Raw genomic sequence first — 16,849 nt, forward strand, 5'->3', positions numbered from 1 at the left:
GTGACAACCAAAAAGGACGCCCAAAAGGGCGCCCTTGAATGGCATTAAGATTAGTAAGCCAGTGCGAACAAACCGTGAATATGAGCCAGGTAACGGATGTTACTTGCTTCTTTCATCATGGTTGCAGGCAGACCTTTCAGACGAGTCTGGTTGCCACCGATCATGCCGACAGCATCTTTACGACCCAGACTTCCCAGCGTACCGGAGAATACTGGTGTGAAGGATTCCATTGCGCCACCTTTGAACATAACGCCCAAGTTGTGACCAATAGTCTCACCCATTTGCCAAGCCAATTGTGCTGTTGGAGGGTAAGGGCGAGCGCCTTCGCTAGGGAAGACTACTGCGCTGTCACCAGCAACAAACACGTCTTTGTGAGAAGTAGATTGCAGAACTTCCGTAACTTTCGCACGGCCACGATCCACTTCAATTCCGCTGTTAGCAACAACAGCGTTGCCTTGTACGCCACCTGTCCATACGAGTGTGTTCGTAGGGATGGAGCTGCCGTCTTTCAGCAGAACTTCGTTTTCTTTCATCTCGGTAATCGCTACGCCAACGATGAAGTTAACGCCACGTTTCTCAAGACTTGATTTAGCACGTTCAACCAGCTCTGGCGGGAATCCTGCCAGGATGGAAGGACCTGCTTCAACTGTGTACAGGGATACTTCTTTGAAGTCGATGCCTTTTTCTTGACATACAGCAGGAAGCAGGTCAGCGAATTCGCCAACAAGCTCAATACCTGTCAAGCCGCCACCACCAATAACAAACGTAGCGTCTGCTTTGTTGCCGGACTGTTTGTAAGCATCAAGACGTGCTTCAACGTGTGCACGAATACGGTTTGCATCGCTAACCGATTTGAGCGTGAAGCTGTACTCTTGCAATCCCGGAATTCCGAAGAATGCCGTTTCGCTGCCCAAGGCAACAACAAGTGCATCGTAAGAGTATGTGGAGCCGCTGGTCATCAGAACTTTCTTCTCGTCCGGCTTGATTGTATCCACCGTATCGATTTTCAAGTTCACGTTTTTGCCACGCAGCAATTTTTCAAGTGGAAGAGCAACTGCTTGTTCAGCAATGCTTCCCGCTGCAAGACGGTGCAGTTCCGTGATAATTTGGTGTGTAGGGTAACGGTTCACGACAGTAATTGTCGCTTCTTCCGGAGACAAGTATTGACGCGCAGTCAATGCAGTCAACAGACCGCCGTATCCTCCACCCAAGATCAAAATTTGCTTCGACATATCCATCCTCCGTTCTTCTAAGTCTTAACGTTTCGGTTGTTGACGCTCGTTCAAGATGCTCAAGAAAGATTGAGCAAAACGAAGCGATTGTTGTACGTTTGGATCTTTAAGCATTTTCAGCATAGCGAACAAGCCAACTGAAGTTTGCTCTGTTTGCGCACGGTCATTGGCTTCGATGGCAGCAGAAGCTACACCTTTAGCTTTGTCTACAACAGGCTTAGCGAACTCGCCCATTGCGCTCATTGTGTCGCTGATCAGAACTTTGTCTGTTGCTACACTTTGTGCAAAGTCATAAGCTTTTGTCATAGCAGTAACCATTTCAGCCAATTTAGGCAGGTTCTCCACCAGAACGGTTAAAGACTCCTGTACCTCAGGCTTCATCAGTTGATCCAGAACGTCCAAGGACTGGCGCTCGGAAACGTTGGCACCTTCTGTAACTGGCACCTCTTGTTGAGTAGGCGATTGTGACATAAGAGAAAGTCCTCCTTTACTTTGGGATAGAAGTCCGCGACTTTCATGATGCCTGTCAAGCAGAGCCGAACCACAAAATACATCGAATACATTTAAATGTACCAAATTTCACACAATAGGATGAGCGTAGCTCATGGCTACTCCCATATCATGCATTGTATCTTGGATCTATTGCGGACAACATGTGTTGACGCACAAAACGACAAGCAGGCCGAAACCGAACTCTATACCCTTATATTACACCTCTTACACATGAACATGAAAAAGAAATTTTTTACACTTGTGAAGATATTGTGAACATTGTAACAAAATCGATTTTTTTGTCAACCCATGAAGGCAAGCTAACGCCGCCGATCCTCCTGTCCAAGATCCGTATTCCTACCACATGTGGTATTAAGACAAGATCACATATGACCAGATGTGCGATATGTACACAAGGAAGGATTCGTTTATCCAAATGTTCAGGAATTGTTTTCCAATATCACAATTTTCATGCAACGAAATTGGTCACTGTCGTTATTATGCAGCGTTGGGCTCGGCCTTATTCCATCATTGAGACATCTTTTCTATTTCAAGTATGAACCTCTTGCGTCACGAATGCAAAACTTGGAACAAAGCCATTGCGTTTAGAATGCGGACATCCCGGTTAATAAGGACTACACCAGAAACGAAGGAGATGTTCGATATGAGTAATTCAACTGGCGATAAAATCAAAGCAGGCGTAAACAAGGCCAAAGGCGAAGTGAAGGATCAGATCGGTAATGCAACCAATAACAGATCCCTTCAGGCTGAGGGTAAAAAAGACAAAGCCAAAGGTGCTGTACAGGATAAAATTGCCGACATTAAAAAAGATCATCACTAGATCCTTTTAATGTGAGGTCCAACAGCACGAAGATTTCGTGCAATAGATTATTTTAAAATAGCCTGACCGTCCGTGTTCGGATGAAATCCGAAAATGAGACGGAGGCGCAAAAAAGCCAAGGAAGGTGTTACTCAATACACCCTTCCCTGGCTTTTTTTGTGCATTTTATACTGCTGGAACTGCGTATCTTGCCATATCGATAATGAAACTGCGCGTTTCCCTTGTTGTATGGTATTCACGGCTGAACTGTCTGACCCATTCGGGATGTTCCTGATACCAACGGAAGGTTTTTTCCAATCCCTTTTCCAACGTGGTTTGTGGTAACCAACCCAATTCCGCTCGCAATCTGCCTGAATGTACGACCAGACTCGACCCTCTGGACTGGGTTGGTTCTTGCTCCCGGATCTCTACAGCAGCTACGGATCGATCCATTGGTTTCAATATCTCCCCTATTTCCTGCATGGTTGTTCCAAGCCCTGTCGATATGTTGTAGACCTGTCCGTCTTTGCCTTTCAGCATGATCTGTTCAATGGCCCGGAGGGCATCATCTACATACAAGAAATCACGCACTGCCGATCCCTGGATATCCAGAGGCAGTCCGTCCAACATCCGACCAAAATTTCGGGGAATAATACGGTCTGGCAACTGCCATGGACCATAGAGGTTGGTCAAACGAAAGAGTTTGACTGGAAGCTGGTAACATTGAGCATAGGAGTGAGCCAGCATTTCACACGCGACTTTGGACGCGGAATAAGGAGAGACGGGTGCATACGGATCTGATTCATGATAGACTCTGCCCCAATCGCCGCCATACACTTCAACGGATGAAGCCAGCAAGACTGGAATGTGATGTTCTGTAGCATATTGCAGGATAGACTGTGTGCTGAGTGTATTATTGCGAAAAACTTCCCCTGGCTGATGATACGAATAATCCACGTGTGGCATGGCCGCCAGATGGATTATGTAATCTGTTCCTGGAGGTAGATGAATCCGGTCCGATGCAAGGTCACAACAGATGAACGGCATCTCGTGCAGAGGAGAGATATGAACCAGCCTCTGACAATAATCATCCCGATCCAGAAGGGTAATTCGATGCCCCTTTTGCGCCAAATACTGTGAAAGATTAAATCCCACAAATCCAGAAGCCCCTGTAATCACAATGTTCACACACGATTCCCCCTTGCGATTTATACAACGAGTGCAATGAAGAGAGTATATGTACTGAGTATAACCTTAAAATGATACATTTTGTATCATTTTACAATTGTTTTTTGTTCGTCCTTGAGGTTATCGGGTAATTTATAGTGAGGTGATGTGAGATGAATGAACGGAAAAAGGACATAGAGACGTTATTCCTTCAGGATGACGGTGTAATTCCCAATCATCCGACCCTGCCTGTTCTTTTGTATAAGAATGTATGGGCTGAAGAGGCCCTTCACGCAGAATCGTTGCTGAACCGTAATGGATGGGGAAATAGCTGGTTGAATGGTGTGTTCAATTATCATCATTATCATAGTAATGCTCATGAGGCTCTTGCTGTGGTGAGTGGATTCGTGAAACTGATTTTAGGCGGAGAAAATGGTCAGAAAGTTTACCTTCAAACAGGCGACGTTGTCGTGCTTCCCGCTGGAACAGGGCATAAACGTCTGGAGTCCAGCACTGATTTTCGTATTGCCGGTGCTTATCCGGGCGGCATGAGTTACAACACACACACAGGTGAGGAAGACGATCGTGCCAAGGCTCTTCAGGAAATTCGAAAGGTTCCGATCCCGGTTACCGATCCGGTCTATGGACAGCACGGACCGCTACTAGAAATCTGGAATGGGAAGAAATCATAATACAAATGAAGATCATAAAGACGAGTGTTATTGGACAATGCACAAGCGAAGCTGGTTCAGTACTTAACGAGAAAAAATAGACTGTTCCCCGGACAAGTAGGAGTTACTCACCGATGGAACAGTCTATTTAAGTATTAAGTCTGAACAGCTGGTATCGGGAACTCTTCGTGATCATCTTACTATATGGGCAAGGAACTGCTCAAATCTTCCGTCTTATTTCAAACTTCGCGATCTCGTCGCTTGTTTTTCTATCCGTGCGTTTCAGCCTTAGTCCCTTTCAGCGCTCGGCAAGCCGAATACTGTAATACCTCATTGCAAGTGGCTTTCCATCCATTTCAAGTTGGCCTTGCAGCACCAGTTGTCGTAGACGGTACTCCACGAACGCATCACTTATATGCTGGCTACTTGTACCAATCACTTCACCCACAATACGAGCTGCTCGGATATACTTGCCTGGCTCCCAGTTCGGTGTCAGTTCCCTCACCTTCTGCATAATGTACTCGTCCAACGCATCTTCAGTTAAGCTCCGAATCACGCCATTCTCCATCATACGTAATAGCCCAGGCTGTACCGAAAGTTCCAGCCAATCCTGTTCCAGTTGGCGGCGTTCTCCCTTGGACAGCGGCTCTTGCTCAGAGCAGACGTGCCACATCGCCAGAAGCTTTTCCGAAAGAATCTCGCCTGTGTGGAGCACATCGTATTGAACGTCAGGTCTATCAAATAATTGCTTATATAAGCCACTCGTTTCGATAAGATATATGGGACTCTCGGTGTTCCGCAATAGATACATGGCATAGAGTAGTCCCGTCTTCTCCCGTGCATTATTCGCATACCAGATAATGATCGACGTCTTGGAATCAAAGGACTGTATTGTGGCGTTGAGCTCAAATAATGATTCCAGTTCATGCATGCCATATGCCTCACGGTCATTGAGACACATTCGTTCGGTCAGCCAGAGATGCCTGCGTTGCAAGTCTGCACGCCGGGTCAGATCACCTAACGGCCCTACCGCATAATTATCATCTATAGAAAAAAAACTCCGTTTTTCCTGATCAGGTAATGTACTCATTCCCATTTTCAGACTACTCAGAGGTGATTCTCCAAACGTAATATGAATTTCATTTGGCTTGTCGACCTCGGAGAGAGCTTGTTGTTCCAGACGCCCCAGATCAAAAGGGATATCCATATTCCGAAACAGTGACTGTACCGCTTCAGCAAAATCCACCTTTTCGCCTTGCTCTTCCTGCCGCTTGACCACGTGTGCTGATTTCATATAGAGCACACGCAGTACTGAACGAAGTTCATCTTCACTCATACGATTTATTGTTCGGCTGAATGCATAGATATTATCATTCATGCTGGGTCCTCCTTCGAGCTAACGAGATTACTGAAATCCTATATCTGCGTACTGATCATTTTTTATGAGGAAATCGATTTTCCACCGGGTTGATTCAGATCATGCAGATCTTCACCATCTGACGATGAACGGGTAAAATGTCGCTCCAGTTTGCGGCTTGCCCACAGGGATACCGCAATGAACAGCAATACACCTACCCAGCGTATTGGGTGCTCCAGAAATTGTTCCACATTGGAACCGATATACGTAACAGAGAAGATCATGATCGCTTTACCACAGCCCACCGCAAGCAGGAAAGATAATAATCGCATTCGCGCGATACCTGCCGCCACGTTGATAATGACAAACGGACCTACCGGGAAGATACTCAGCAAAAAAACATAACTGAATGCATTCCTTCGAATCCATACCATGCTGCGTTGCACACGAGGTTTGCGTGCCCATCGCTCTACAAAAGCGGATTTCCCAATCTCCCGTACGATCAGGAATGTAACGGTACAACCGAGCACCATGCCGATCCATGAATATATAAATCCTGCCCACAGACCGTATACCGCACCGTTTACGCCCACAATCAACAGCGTTGGAAGCGGTGGTACAAATGATTTCATAAACGTAAGCAAAATTCCCGGTAACGGGCCCAGGGAGCGAAACTTCTCCAGCCAGAAACGAATATTTTCTTCCGTAATATATGACATAATGTCCAATGCTGCCGGGGTCATCTGCATCCATCCAATCTATACAGTCTAAGTTCTCAGGTTTGATGTTCACTATACATCATTCATATGGATGATGAAGCTTCTTTAGCAACTCCCTCCCAGTATAACGTACATCTTCGATGAACACTGTTGTCAATTTGAAGAAATTATTGCACAGCAAACTCACTTCCCACCCAAATCAAAATTAAATCAAAAAAGCACACCTCGACCTCTGTGGTCTTGGTGTGCTCTTCATATCGAAACCCCAATCCATCTTCGGGGGCATTTATCCTTCTTCCAGCTGCGCTTCCTGCATGGCCAGTTCAATCAATTCTGCCTGATGTGCAGCATTCCATTCGGGAATACCGGAATGCATGAACTCTTCGGCATCCATCGCTGCTTTGGACTGGTTGCACAGATTACAGGCGCAGACACAGTTGAGCGGGGTGGTATGTCCACCTTTGGCACGCGGTAGCAGATGGTCAATCGTATCTCCATACGATCCACAGAAGTAACAGGTGTAGTGATCCCGAGTCAGAATATACCGCTTGAAATCCTTGTTGCTGAACAATCGGCGAATCGTGTACCGATTCACCACCACAGCGGCTTTTTCCTTCACTAGCGTGACCGCAAGCTCCATGTCCACTTCCTGATGCCAGCGTCTGCCCTTGTCCGTCTTCCCCCTCATCCGTACCATGCCTTGACGGTTGGTCCGGAGCGAAGCCGGATCTTCCGGGTCGATAGCTACCGGGGCCGACGGGGTCTGGCGGCGGGGACGGCCATCCGTGCCAGCCCCGTGACTACGGCTGGCGTGCGCGGGTCGCTGCCCGGATGCACCGCGGGCAGTGTCTTCGCCGTTCGCCTTGGGCGCACGCTCTTTGCGCGCCTGGCGCAGCTTGGACCCTGGCGAGCCCGGCTGGCGCACGGGCGCAGGAGGCCCTGCCTCCGCAGCAGCCCCCGGCGCTTGCCCGGGCTCGCGCCCGGTGGCGGCAGGCTGTGCCTCCGCCGCCGCAGGTGCAGCGACCGTGGTGGCAGCGCCACGGTCGCTCAGGGGGCCGCGCATGGGCCTCAGCAGCTACGCTGCGGGCCTGCCCTGCGCCGGGCGCGAGCGCGGCAGCACGCTTGCGGCGCCGCTTGCGCTTGCGTTTGGCTGCGGTCGGTTGATCCGCAGCCATGGGCTCTGCTGCCGGGCCTTGCGGCTCAGCCGGCAGCAGAGCCTGGTGGGCCGCCGCAGCTTGCTCGGCGGCCTGCCCTGCAGCGGCTGCTCGCGCGCCAGCCCGCTGTGCACTGCCCTTCTCATTCGCAGCAGCATGACCCTGCGAATGCCCTTCCACACGCCAGTGCTCACCTGGCTGTGGCTTATCTCCTACCTCACCCGCCAAACCATCATGCTCCAGACTCGTCTCTCTCAGCTCATTGCCCGTTATGCTCTCTGAACGCTTGCTCTTCCTCCGTCTTCTTCTCTTCTTCCGAATACCCGAAGAAGAGGGTGAGGAAGTCACCAAGTCAGCATGTTCATCGTCATTCGAAGATGACGAGTCTACTGACGGTTGAGACAACAGACTTCTGTCAGACTCAGACACCGTAGCTGATCCCTGCTCCATACCATGGGAGGTAAGACCTGCCTCATTTCTCGCAGATGCAGAGGGTCTGGCAGTAACAGCACGTGTCTCCAAGCCATCCCGTTGATGCTCGATCCGTTCATTCGTTCGTCCGCTCACGCTTGAACCTGACTCGTGGTCAGCCTGTCCACCAAGCTGGCGACAGCTGCGGCAAGCTCCACGCCTGGCTCCGGGACCTGCCCGCTTTCCGGTTCTGCGCCGGAATTCGGACATCGGCCGCTGTTGTCCGCAATACATACACGTTTTGCTCAGTCGCGCTTCTTGTTCCGTCTTTCCTTGCCGGAAAGGGGCTGGACCCGTCTCCATGTTGTCACCTCGGTTCCGTATGAATCCGGTTTCTTTCTATTGTATCACATCTGCTCGTGAACACCCTCATGGCCATAGGCCTGATAATCTTTCGAGTTGTACTCCTGTGTCTGTTCACTGCATTCGTGAAGAATGTGTTCCACATATTCCAATATATCCTGCATCGGTCTCCCGCATTTTTCGCATGTTGTCATTATATTCACCTTAATCCTGTTATCCATAATGTATTATCGTTCCGCCTTATGATTACCCCGCATACATGAAAAAGAAACACTCGTTCCCCACATCCAGCATATCTGTATAGACGAAAAAACCGCTTCCTGCTCTCCCCTAAGGTCGACCAAGAAACGGTTTATTATTCCTGTGTTGGAAATACATCTTATCAAACGTCCAGTTGGCCCGAGTTCTGTTGTGGGACCAGTCGTGGTTTGGGTTTTGGCAGATTGCCAAAGATGACCCATGCATATGGAACAAACCTTGCCGTCAATCCAACGACGATCCACGAAGCGATTAGAGCTACACCGAATCCTCCGGCATACCATAGATGCACTAACCACGATACTCCTGTTTGAGGTGGATAATTCCGATACACCACCAGGAAGAATGGATGAATCAGATAGATGCCAAAGGACAATGCCCCAAGCCGATTCAGCGGCTTGACGATGAGTGAAGGCCCTTTGCGATAGAGCAGATAGGCAATCTGGATAAGCACCAGCGCACAAGCAAAGGTATGCACATTCCAGAAGAATTCATACCACAGTGTGTTATACGTTGCGATCTTCAGACGCAGCAGGTAATAGATATACACATGGCCAAGTCCGGCAATGATCCATACCGCCCAGAGCAGAATCCATGAAGCTACGCGTCCTTTGGTTGCATTGGCCCGACTGATAACAAACCATTGCTTGATTTTAGGGAAATATACCCCGATAAAAGCACCCAGCATGAAATAGGAGAAGTATGAGAACGCCCAGCTTCCCTTGTTGGGTACCTGGAATCCATATTTATTACTTACGATGAATGCCCATTGAATCAATAGTCCAATCGGAACAGACCATTTCACCACAGAAGGATACTTCTTAAGCAACCATAACACCAATGGGAATAACAGATAAAATTGCATGTTAATAAACACAAAGTACAGATGTGTATAGGCCTTACCTGTAAACAATTTCGTGATAAAACTTACTGCCGATTCATTAAACGGACGGCCCTGATAATGCGTGAAATGCAGCAACACAAAATACATTAATGAAAACAGGAAATACGGGAGCAAAATATACACAAATCTTTTCTTGTAGAAGTTACTCACGAGTTTCTTGTCCAGCGGACGGGAATAATAGTTATAGAACAATACGAAACTGCTCATAAAAATAAAGGTTGGCGTACCATATTTCATAAAGATATTAATAAAGTTGTACAGCCAGTAGTAGCCTGAACCCGTCATGTCCACCGTCGCGTAGGACGTAGAATGCACGCTGAGTACGCCGATAATTGCCAGGGCACGCACCAGATTCAGTTCTGGAATTCGCTCTCTTTTCAGTGTTTCACTCATGTTTACGTTTCTCCTTAATGTGTTCGTCAATATGTCAGATATGACTTAATACAATAAAGCTCTCTATCTATTAAAAGCCATATTGCTTAAGATGGGTAGTCCAATTTCTTAATAATTCCTAAATTTTCAACACATTTCACACTATTTTCATGTCTATATATGTAAAAAAGACCGCGAGTACGCGGTCTGTGGAACATCCTGCTCTCAACCAAATGAATATTGGATCAACCGGATGAGAATGGTAAATCTGGGTTTGGGCATCATCCCACCCCTGACTGAGTCTACTTCCCACGACTCGCCATAATCTGTTTATACACGTCAATAGCTGCCTGTCTCGATGCCTTCAGATCAACAATGGCATCCTTGCGTGGCTGATGGATGTCCTTGCTATGCAGATCCTTCAATTCAGGCAACCACTTGCGAATATAATCACCTTGCGGATCATACTTCTCGGATTGTGTTACCGGATTGTTCACGCGAAAATACGGAGCCGCATTCTCCCCAAGCGAGGCACACCATAACCAGTTACCACGGTTTTGAATGTTATCATAGTCACGCAGCTTACGCCTGAAATAAGCTTCGCCCAGGGTGAATGGGCATTGCAGGTTTTTGGTGAGAAACATCGCCGTGAGAATCCGCAGCCGGTTTGGCATATGTCCGGTTTCATTCAGTTCCGTCATCGCTGCATCAATAATCGGAATGCCTGTCTCCGCCTTGCACCACCGTTCAAAGTAATCATCATGGAGAGCCGAGAGATCGTACACCTTTTCATATGTAAAATAGTGACTCTCATAGACCGCCCGATACAGATAGAAGTCGCGGAAGCACAACTGCCTGATCCATTCCCCCGCTTCTGCCGTGCGACTCGCCGCATCATACATTTTACGAATGGATACAGCTCCCACAGCTACGTAAGAACTGAGATGACTCGGCTCGTACGCCTCATATTCATCCCGATGATCCCCATATTCAGCAATTCGATCCGACAAAAATTGATCCAACAGCAGATGCGGGTCCTCGTCATTCGAACCAATGCCCTCCAGCAACTCCGGAGGTACCTGCATTGCATCCGGCCATTCAATCTGACGATCACTCACCTTCAACTCTGCAACCGTTGTTGCCGAAGGAGGGTTGGGATGTTCATTCATGAATTCCACCCACCGCCGATGGAAAGCCGCAAATACCTTATATGGCTCCGACTTGCCTGTAAAATTGGCAAATCCATTCAGATCCATCAGCAGATGATCCGTCAGTTGTGTGAACGTAACCTCGTGCGCCTCACTGACTTTGCGCATAGCCCTATCCCGCTCGATTGCATATGGCGTCATGTCCCGATGGACCACAATCTCGTTAATCTCACCTTTGAATTCGTTCAGGATGAATTCAACCACTTCAGCCGGTTTGCCGTAAGCAACATGCAGTTTTCGTTTGGCTTCAAGATACTGTCTGCCTAATTCCGCTGCGTGCTGCCTGAAATTCACACCGCTGTGTTCCTTCTCTCGGCCTTGCCGCAGGAGGAATGAATCATAGATGAGAACATGCACACTCTCTTCTTGGTGTTCCCGCAAATAATCGAATGCGGCCAGATCATCCGTACGCAAATCTTTGCGGTGTATGAATAGCTTCATGCTCACCCTCCTGTCTGAACTTACATTACATACGTTTATTTGTCCGTCAGGTTCTTATATAACCTGCTTGTTTCGGGCTCGGGCTGATACCCCAGATCCTCATTTAATGTCAATGTAAATGAATGATACAAACGAAGTATGCCTTGCTGATCATCCATGGATGCATACACTTCCATCATGAGTCGGCAGATCTCTTCCGAATACGGTTCCCGTTCCTGTAATATCGTTAATTGCTCAATCGCTTCCTTGCCACGACCATGCTCCATGTCCCATCTCGCGATATCCATAACCAGCGCTGTATACTTGCGTCTGAGTTCCCTTGCTTTGGCCTGTGCCCAATGATAATCATGCTCTTCCAGATAATCGCCACGATAAAGCGGAATCATATGCCTCAAATCGTCGACATTGTCGGATGTGATGACGTGGTAAACCATGGATTTTTCAAATTGATCCACATCACTTACCAGATTGCCTGATAACAGACGATAACGGTTCATATTGTACTCCAGCTTGCCTGTCATGTTCCATTCCTTAAGCAGCTTTCGAATCTGGTACACGGAAGTATGTAGATGGGTTAATCCCTTTTCCTGGGAAACATCACCCCATAGCTTATCCAGCAGAATCTCCTTGCTTACCCATTCTTCCCTGTGATGAAACAAAAAAGCAAACAATTCCTGTGATTTGGTTGTGCGCCACTTATGTTTCTTGGCACCCTGATCCAAACTTCTGTAGATATCCAGATGTTTGAACGTTAGCAACCCCGGAACTTCAGTATCCAACTCCACAGGTACAGGTTCCGATCCCTGTACCTCGGCGGTGGCTGCAACTTGAGAATTATGCGACATTATGCCCGCGATTCGATCAACGGTTTTGGCCAATCGGGTCGAGCTGACTGGTTTCAGTACATAATCCAGTGCATGCAGCTCAAATGCTTCCACTGCATGGTCCGCATAAGCCGTAACAAAGATAATACGAATACTCTGATCCAATTGCTGTATATATTCAGCCGCTTCCAGGCCATTCATCTCGGGCATTCCAATGTCCAAAAATACAACATCTACACGTTCGTTTGCCAGAAAATGAAGACCATCGCGAGCTGTTGAAAAACATTGCACGGGTGTAATTCGTCCGTCCGTTCGTAGTAGTCGCTCCAGATGAAGCTGCGCTGGCTTCTCATCATCGATCACAATGGCTCTCACCGTTCTTTTAGCCTCCTGCCATGAAAGATTCAATAGGAATACCGATTTTATCGGCATCCGCTGTCTGTTAACCATAATTGCTTCACTTGGCACACTAATTGGAATAATCCACCTTTTGCACGGGGATACGGAATCGGATCTGCGTGCCTTTATCCACATGGCTATGAATCTCGAGTCCCTGACCATAGAGAGACATCAGGCGACGGTTTATATTTTGCAGCCCCACACCTCCCGGACCTTCGGTACGCCCAGACTTGACCTGAGCCATACGCTCAGGAGGGATACCTACACCATCATCTTGGACCTGTACGACTACATGCTCGCTCTCTTGGAAAATCCTAAGATGAACTGTCCCGCCGGCTGCCCGCTCCATCACGCCGTGGCGAATGGCGTTCTCCACAAGAGGCTGAATACTGAGAGGTGGCAGATACAGATGTACGTCCGATTCCACCTCATACTCAACCACCAGTCTTTCCTCAAATCTCGCCTGTTCCAGATGCACATAAGACTCCACCAATTCCAGCTCTTTGGTCAAAGGAACAAGCTGCTCCCTGTTCTGGAAGTCAAAACTTCCGCGCAGGTAATGACTCAATTCAATCAGCAGATCGGTTGCTTTGTCCGGATTCACTGCACAGGTTGCGATAATAACATTGAGTGCATTATATAGAAAGTGTGGCTTGATCTGGGCCTGCAAAAAGGCCATTTCGGTCCGAATAGCCTCCTGCACAGAACTCCGCATCTCAATTAACGTCCGAACTCTGGCGCGCAATTCACCGGCATCCACCGGTTTGCTCAGGAAGTCATTGGCTCCCGCTTGGAATCCGTGTTTGATATCCTCAGGCAACCCACGGGCGGTCAGCATCAGAATCGGCAACTCCGACAAGGAACTGTGCTCGCGCAGTTTGCGACATAACTCAAGTCCGGACATCTTAGGCATCATCCAGTCCGTAATAACAAGATCAATGGACGGGAACTCCTCACGGAGTTTCAATGCAGTGGACCCGCTGTCCGCTGCAATCACACGATACCGCTCCGTCGACAATAGGTTAAGCAATACCTGTCGATTCACGGGGTCATCGTCTACAATCAGAATCGTATGCTCCGCTTCCGTAAGATCATCCTGCTCATCTGACTCTCTTGTCACAAGCTCCTTCGCCCCTGCCCCCTGTGCAGCAACATATCGGGCGGCAGCTGGTTTCGAATGAGTTTGCAAAAGTGGCATCTTCATAACAGGCAGGGTGAAATGAAAGGTCGAACCTTGCCCCGGCTCCGATTCAACCCAGATCTCACCACCGCCAAGCTCAACGAGTTTTCGCGTAATACTCAGACCCAGTCCGGTTCCATTATTCAATCGCTCAATCGTGCCGTTACTCTGCTCATACGCCTGGAAGATATCCTCCTGTTTGTCCAAGGCAATGCCTACCCCTGTATCAGCGACCGATACCTTCACCCAGTCCCCTTCAACGCTGGCGTACAATCGAATCTCACCCTGCTCAGTGTACTTATAGGCGTTACCCAGCAAGTTATACAGAACTTGCCTTAGGCGATCTTCGTCTGCCTCAACAAGTGGCAAAGACTGGGGCCATTGTTGAATCAATATAACCGGCTTGTCCTCAAACGTGAAACCCGAGACTTCAACCACAGTACGAGCAACGGATTCCAGATCGACAGCTACCCGTTTTAACTCGATCTCACTATTTTTTAATTTGGCAAAATCCAAAATATCGTTAACCAGCAGTGAAAGGCGCTTCCCGGTTGAAGTAATCATGGAGAGATTTTTCGCTTGCTTGGGCGTGACTGCTCCAGCCGCCCCTTCCAGCATGGATTGCGCAATATTAATGATGCCATGCAGGGGAGTTCGTAGCTCATGAGACGTATTCGCCATGAACTCGTCCTTCAGGCTGTCGATGGCCAGCAAACGCTCCGACAGAGCTTCCACGTCTCGGAATGATTGTGCAAAGCGGATTGCGGTCACAATCATCTGGGCAAATACAAATAATAAAAGTTCAATCAGCGCAAAGAACGCTGTGTCTAGGGTAGTGAACGCACCAAGCGTATATAACACAACAACCATGAGTATGCTCATCATACTCACCAGTGCAAAGTGGCTGTCATTCGGCCGTCCTTTCAACCAATAGAAAATGGCTCGCAGCGTATATAACATGACAACAAGTGAGATCAGTAACATGGGAAGCTCAAGAGACGAGAAAAGCGTTGGAGGAAGCGTAAGACCCACAATAGTCTGGGTAACGATTAGCACTACAGCCAGACGAACAAACCACTGATGAACTGCTCCTGGTACACGGGCATCCATATACCGAAGCAAAAAATAATAGGCAAAGGCTGAACTAAGGAGCTGAATCCGAAGTATCTCATTATTGGTCAGGAACGGTACAAACGTACCCAGTAACTTCTCCCCATGTGTCAGAGCGTACACCGCACCAGAAAGGCTGAATAATCCGAGAAAACGAAGCTCCTTCTCCGTACGTCGTAATCTGAACAGAAGTAGAAAAAAGGCGGCTGGCAAGATAAAACCGAATAAGGCCATCAGATCCCTGAGCCAATCTTGTTGCTGACTTTTCAGAATACTATGCTCGTCTCCAAACAAAATGGGCGCTACTATGCCCCCGGACGAGTAACTATAATTTGATACTTGAATGATAATGTCAGCCGTATTGCCCTCAATGGACGTGAATCCTGTAAAGGGCAGATTTAATTGTATATCTGTTGCCCTAGTCTTTCCTGGCAGGCCTTTGCCACCAATCTCTTTCCCATCGATAAATACCCGGTGGGCCATGCGTATATTCTGTGTGCGTATACCATAATCATTTTTCATCGTCCGGGGTGTAAGCTGAACTTGCAAATGATAGGTTCCATACCCATGGGCCTGCCCCAAAGATTTGTTCCATCGGGCAGGAACTTGAGTGCCCGACGAAGCCGGCAAAGGCTTGCGACCGGATACACTTGCTTCAATATCTGCCGGGCTCAGCAACTGCCCAGGGTAGAAATCCCAGACACCCTTTAGAGACGCTGCACCCTTGCGATCAAAGTTCCATTGGGTCAGGTCAATTTTCCCCTCTGAAGCTTGAGGGTTAATCCGCTCGCTAATTAACGTCTGGGCGATCCAACCCAGCGGAACAATGACAATGCATATGAAACTTATGGTCAGCATAATCCAGTGTTTTCTCATCTATGTATTCCTTCCATTCACAATGGCGAGAGACGTCTAATTTTGTCGATTTATCACTATAATTCATGTTACACGTTTCTGGTGCTCACGGAAATAGTTTCCGTATCAAAATCGGTCAAATTCGTTATAATTTGACCGATTTCTATCTTTTCCACCAGCTCTTGGTACACCAAGGAACCCCAGGCCGAATTTCACCGGAAAGAACGGGCGAAATGACCTGGGGTTGATTGAATGAAGATTTATTTAACAACTTGGGCAAGCTTCTGAACGATTCCGGCCCATCCCTGTTCCATACGTTCGCGTACGATAGCGTGGGCCTGTCCAAACTCGGTCAGTTTATCCGCATCCCAACCGCTGTGAATCAGTGTGAAATCCGTACCTTCGGGCTGTTCATTCAGTTGGAACGTCAACGTCCAGTCCTTCCCCCAGCGGAATGACAGCTTGTGCAGCGGAAGAACTTCCGTCACCTGACACGGTGATTGACCGAAGGGGCCTGCTTCCAATATAAACTCGTGACCTTCCACGGGTTCCAGATTGCTTGGCATGAACCAGGTTTTCAGTCCCTGCTCGGTCGAGACCATCTCCCACACTTTCTCTACAGGTGCATGGAGCATAATTTCCTGCCGAATATCTGGCAGTGCACTTGATGAACTTGATGATGAATCCATTCGAATCACCTCCTTATACATATCATTTCGTATAACTACCGAATAGAAGTTGACCTCCGCTTTATCCACACCCTATAATTGGAACATATTACATAAAAGGTGCGTGATTCCTATGATAGTCTGCTCTGAAAAATCCAATTCCAACCGTTGCCGGAAGGGATAATCCTGCTCATTCCCCTTCCACGTTTTTATTTTAATACATTTACATGTGGGGGATACCTAT

At 48.0% G+C, this 16,849-nt stretch carries 13 protein-coding genes and 1 pseudogene; 2 read left to right on the plus strand and 12 right to left on the minus strand.

Features of this window, described 5'->3' with window-relative positions:
• Positions 1-50: 50 nt before the first annotated feature.
• Together MHH25_RS29440 and MHH25_RS29445 are read right to left on the minus strand one after the other, a co-directional pair.
• The gene (locus tag MHH25_RS29440; protein WP_036606574.1) at positions 51-1,232 is read right to left on the minus strand and encodes an NAD(P)/FAD-dependent oxidoreductase; all 1,182 of its coding nucleotides are present in this window, start codon (positions 1,230-1,232) and stop codon (positions 51-53) included.
• A gap of 24 nt (positions 1,233-1,256) precedes the next feature.
• Positions 1,257-1,703, minus strand: a complete 447-nt coding sequence (locus MHH25_RS29445; protein WP_017691658.1) for a DUF1641 domain-containing protein — start codon at positions 1,701-1,703, stop codon at positions 1,257-1,259.
• Positions 1,704-2,388: 685 nt separating this feature from the next.
• Here MHH25_RS29445 and MHH25_RS29450 point away from each other — a divergent pair.
• Complete coding sequence (locus MHH25_RS29450; RefSeq protein ID WP_074092719.1) at positions 2,389-2,565, plus strand: CsbD family protein; 177 nt, start codon at positions 2,389-2,391, stop codon at positions 2,563-2,565.
• A gap of 165 nt (positions 2,566-2,730) precedes the next feature.
• On the opposite strand, the gene MHH25_RS29455 is transcribed toward MHH25_RS29450, so the two are convergent.
• Entirely contained in the window at positions 2,731-3,732 is a 1,002-nt protein-coding gene (locus MHH25_RS29455) for an NAD-dependent epimerase/dehydratase family protein (protein WP_200868488.1), read from the minus strand.
• 152 nt (positions 3,733-3,884) lie between these two features.
• On the opposite strand from MHH25_RS29455, the gene MHH25_RS29460 reads away from it, so the two are divergent.
• Positions 3,885-4,403 (plus strand): cupin domain-containing protein, encoded by a 519-nt coding sequence (locus MHH25_RS29460; RefSeq protein WP_036606572.1) that lies wholly within the window; start codon positions 3,885-3,887, stop codon positions 4,401-4,403.
• A 277-nt stretch (positions 4,404-4,680) separates the two neighbouring features.
• Here MHH25_RS29460 and MHH25_RS29465 read toward each other — a convergent pair whose 3' ends face one another.
• From MHH25_RS29465 to MHH25_RS29505, 9 genes and pseudogenes are all read right to left on the minus strand, one after another.
• On the minus strand, positions 4,681-5,760 hold the full coding sequence (locus MHH25_RS29465) for a DUF1835 domain-containing protein (RefSeq protein ID WP_051447000.1): 1,080 nt from the start codon (positions 5,758-5,760) through the stop codon (positions 4,681-4,683).
• A gap of 62 nt (positions 5,761-5,822) precedes the next feature.
• Positions 5,823-6,482, minus strand: a complete 660-nt coding sequence (locus MHH25_RS29470; protein WP_081745839.1) for a TVP38/TMEM64 family protein — start codon at positions 6,480-6,482, stop codon at positions 5,823-5,825.
• Between the two features lie 262 nt (positions 6,483-6,744).
• A pseudogene (locus tag MHH25_RS29475) lies at positions 6,745-7,179 on the minus strand (HNH endonuclease); the annotation flags it as partial.
• 79 nt (positions 7,180-7,258) lie between these two features.
• Positions 7,259-8,386: a hypothetical protein gene (locus tag MHH25_RS29480; protein ID WP_340018736.1), complete on the minus strand. Its 1,128-nt coding sequence runs from the start codon at positions 8,384-8,386 to the stop codon at positions 7,259-7,261.
• A gap of 382 nt (positions 8,387-8,768) precedes the next feature.
• Complete coding sequence (locus MHH25_RS29485) at positions 8,769-9,941, minus strand: acyltransferase (protein ID WP_036612117.1); 1,173 nt, start codon at positions 9,939-9,941, stop codon at positions 8,769-8,771.
• 281 nt (positions 9,942-10,222) lie between these two features.
• Positions 10,223-11,569, minus strand: coding sequence for a deoxyribodipyrimidine photo-lyase (locus tag MHH25_RS29490; protein ID WP_036612119.1), 1,347 nt, complete (start codon positions 11,567-11,569; stop codon positions 10,223-10,225).
• Positions 11,570-11,604: 35 nt separating this feature from the next.
• Positions 11,605-12,768 carry a response regulator gene (locus MHH25_RS29495; RefSeq protein ID WP_036671630.1) on the minus strand — a complete coding sequence of 388 codons (1,164 nt, stop codon included), beginning with the start codon at positions 12,766-12,768 and terminating at the stop codon, positions 11,605-11,607.
• A 94-nt stretch (positions 12,769-12,862) separates the two neighbouring features.
• The gene (locus MHH25_RS29500) at positions 12,863-15,958 is read right to left on the minus strand and encodes an ATP-binding protein (protein WP_340018737.1); all 3,096 of its coding nucleotides are present in this window, start codon (positions 15,956-15,958) and stop codon (positions 12,863-12,865) included.
• A 239-nt stretch (positions 15,959-16,197) separates the two neighbouring features.
• Positions 16,198-16,626, minus strand: coding sequence for an SRPBCC domain-containing protein (locus MHH25_RS29505; RefSeq protein WP_036671633.1), 429 nt, complete (start codon positions 16,624-16,626; stop codon positions 16,198-16,200).
• Between the last annotated feature and the right edge of the window lie 223 nt (positions 16,627-16,849).

This window comes from Paenibacillus sp. FSL H3-0457 (genome assembly GCF_037981725.1).
Classification (GTDB): domain Bacteria; phylum Bacillota; class Bacilli; order Paenibacillales; family Paenibacillaceae; genus Paenibacillus; species Paenibacillus amylolyticus.

Excerpts from the sequence above, each read along its gene's own strand:
- MHH25_RS29490 (WP_036612119.1), bottom strand. The coding sequence starts at position 11,569 with ATGAAGCTATTCATACACCGCAAAGATTTGCGTACGGATGATCTGGCC.
- MHH25_RS29470 (WP_081745839.1), bottom strand. The coding sequence starts at position 6,482 with ATGACCCCGGCAGCATTGGACATTATGTCATATATTACGGAAGAAAAT.
- MHH25_RS29450 (WP_074092719.1), top strand. The coding sequence starts at position 2,389 with ATGAGTAATTCAACTGGCGATAAAATCAAAGCAGGCGTAAACAAGGCC.
- MHH25_RS29505 (WP_036671633.1), bottom strand. The coding sequence starts at position 16,626 with ATGGATTCATCATCAAGTTCATCAAGTGCACTGCCAGATATTCGGCAG.
- MHH25_RS29440 (WP_036606574.1), bottom strand. The coding sequence starts at position 1,232 with ATGTCGAAGCAAATTTTGATCTTGGGTGGAGGATACGGCGGTCTGTTG.
- MHH25_RS29500 (WP_340018737.1), bottom strand. The coding sequence starts at position 15,958 with ATGAGAAAACACTGGATTATGCTGACCATAAGTTTCATATGCATTGTC.
- MHH25_RS29485 (WP_036612117.1), bottom strand. The coding sequence starts at position 9,941 with ATGAGTGAAACACTGAAAAGAGAGCGAATTCCAGAACTGAATCTGGTG.
- MHH25_RS29480 (WP_340018736.1), bottom strand. The coding sequence starts at position 8,386 with ATGGAGACGGGTCCAGCCCCTTTCCGGCAAGGAAAGACGGAACAAGAA.
- MHH25_RS29445 (WP_017691658.1), bottom strand. The coding sequence starts at position 1,703 with ATGTCACAATCGCCTACTCAACAAGAGGTGCCAGTTACAGAAGGTGCC.
- MHH25_RS29460 (WP_036606572.1), top strand. The coding sequence starts at position 3,885 with ATGAATGAACGGAAAAAGGACATAGAGACGTTATTCCTTCAGGATGAC.
- MHH25_RS29465 (WP_051447000.1), bottom strand. The coding sequence starts at position 5,760 with ATGAATGATAATATCTATGCATTCAGCCGAACAATAAATCGTATGAGT.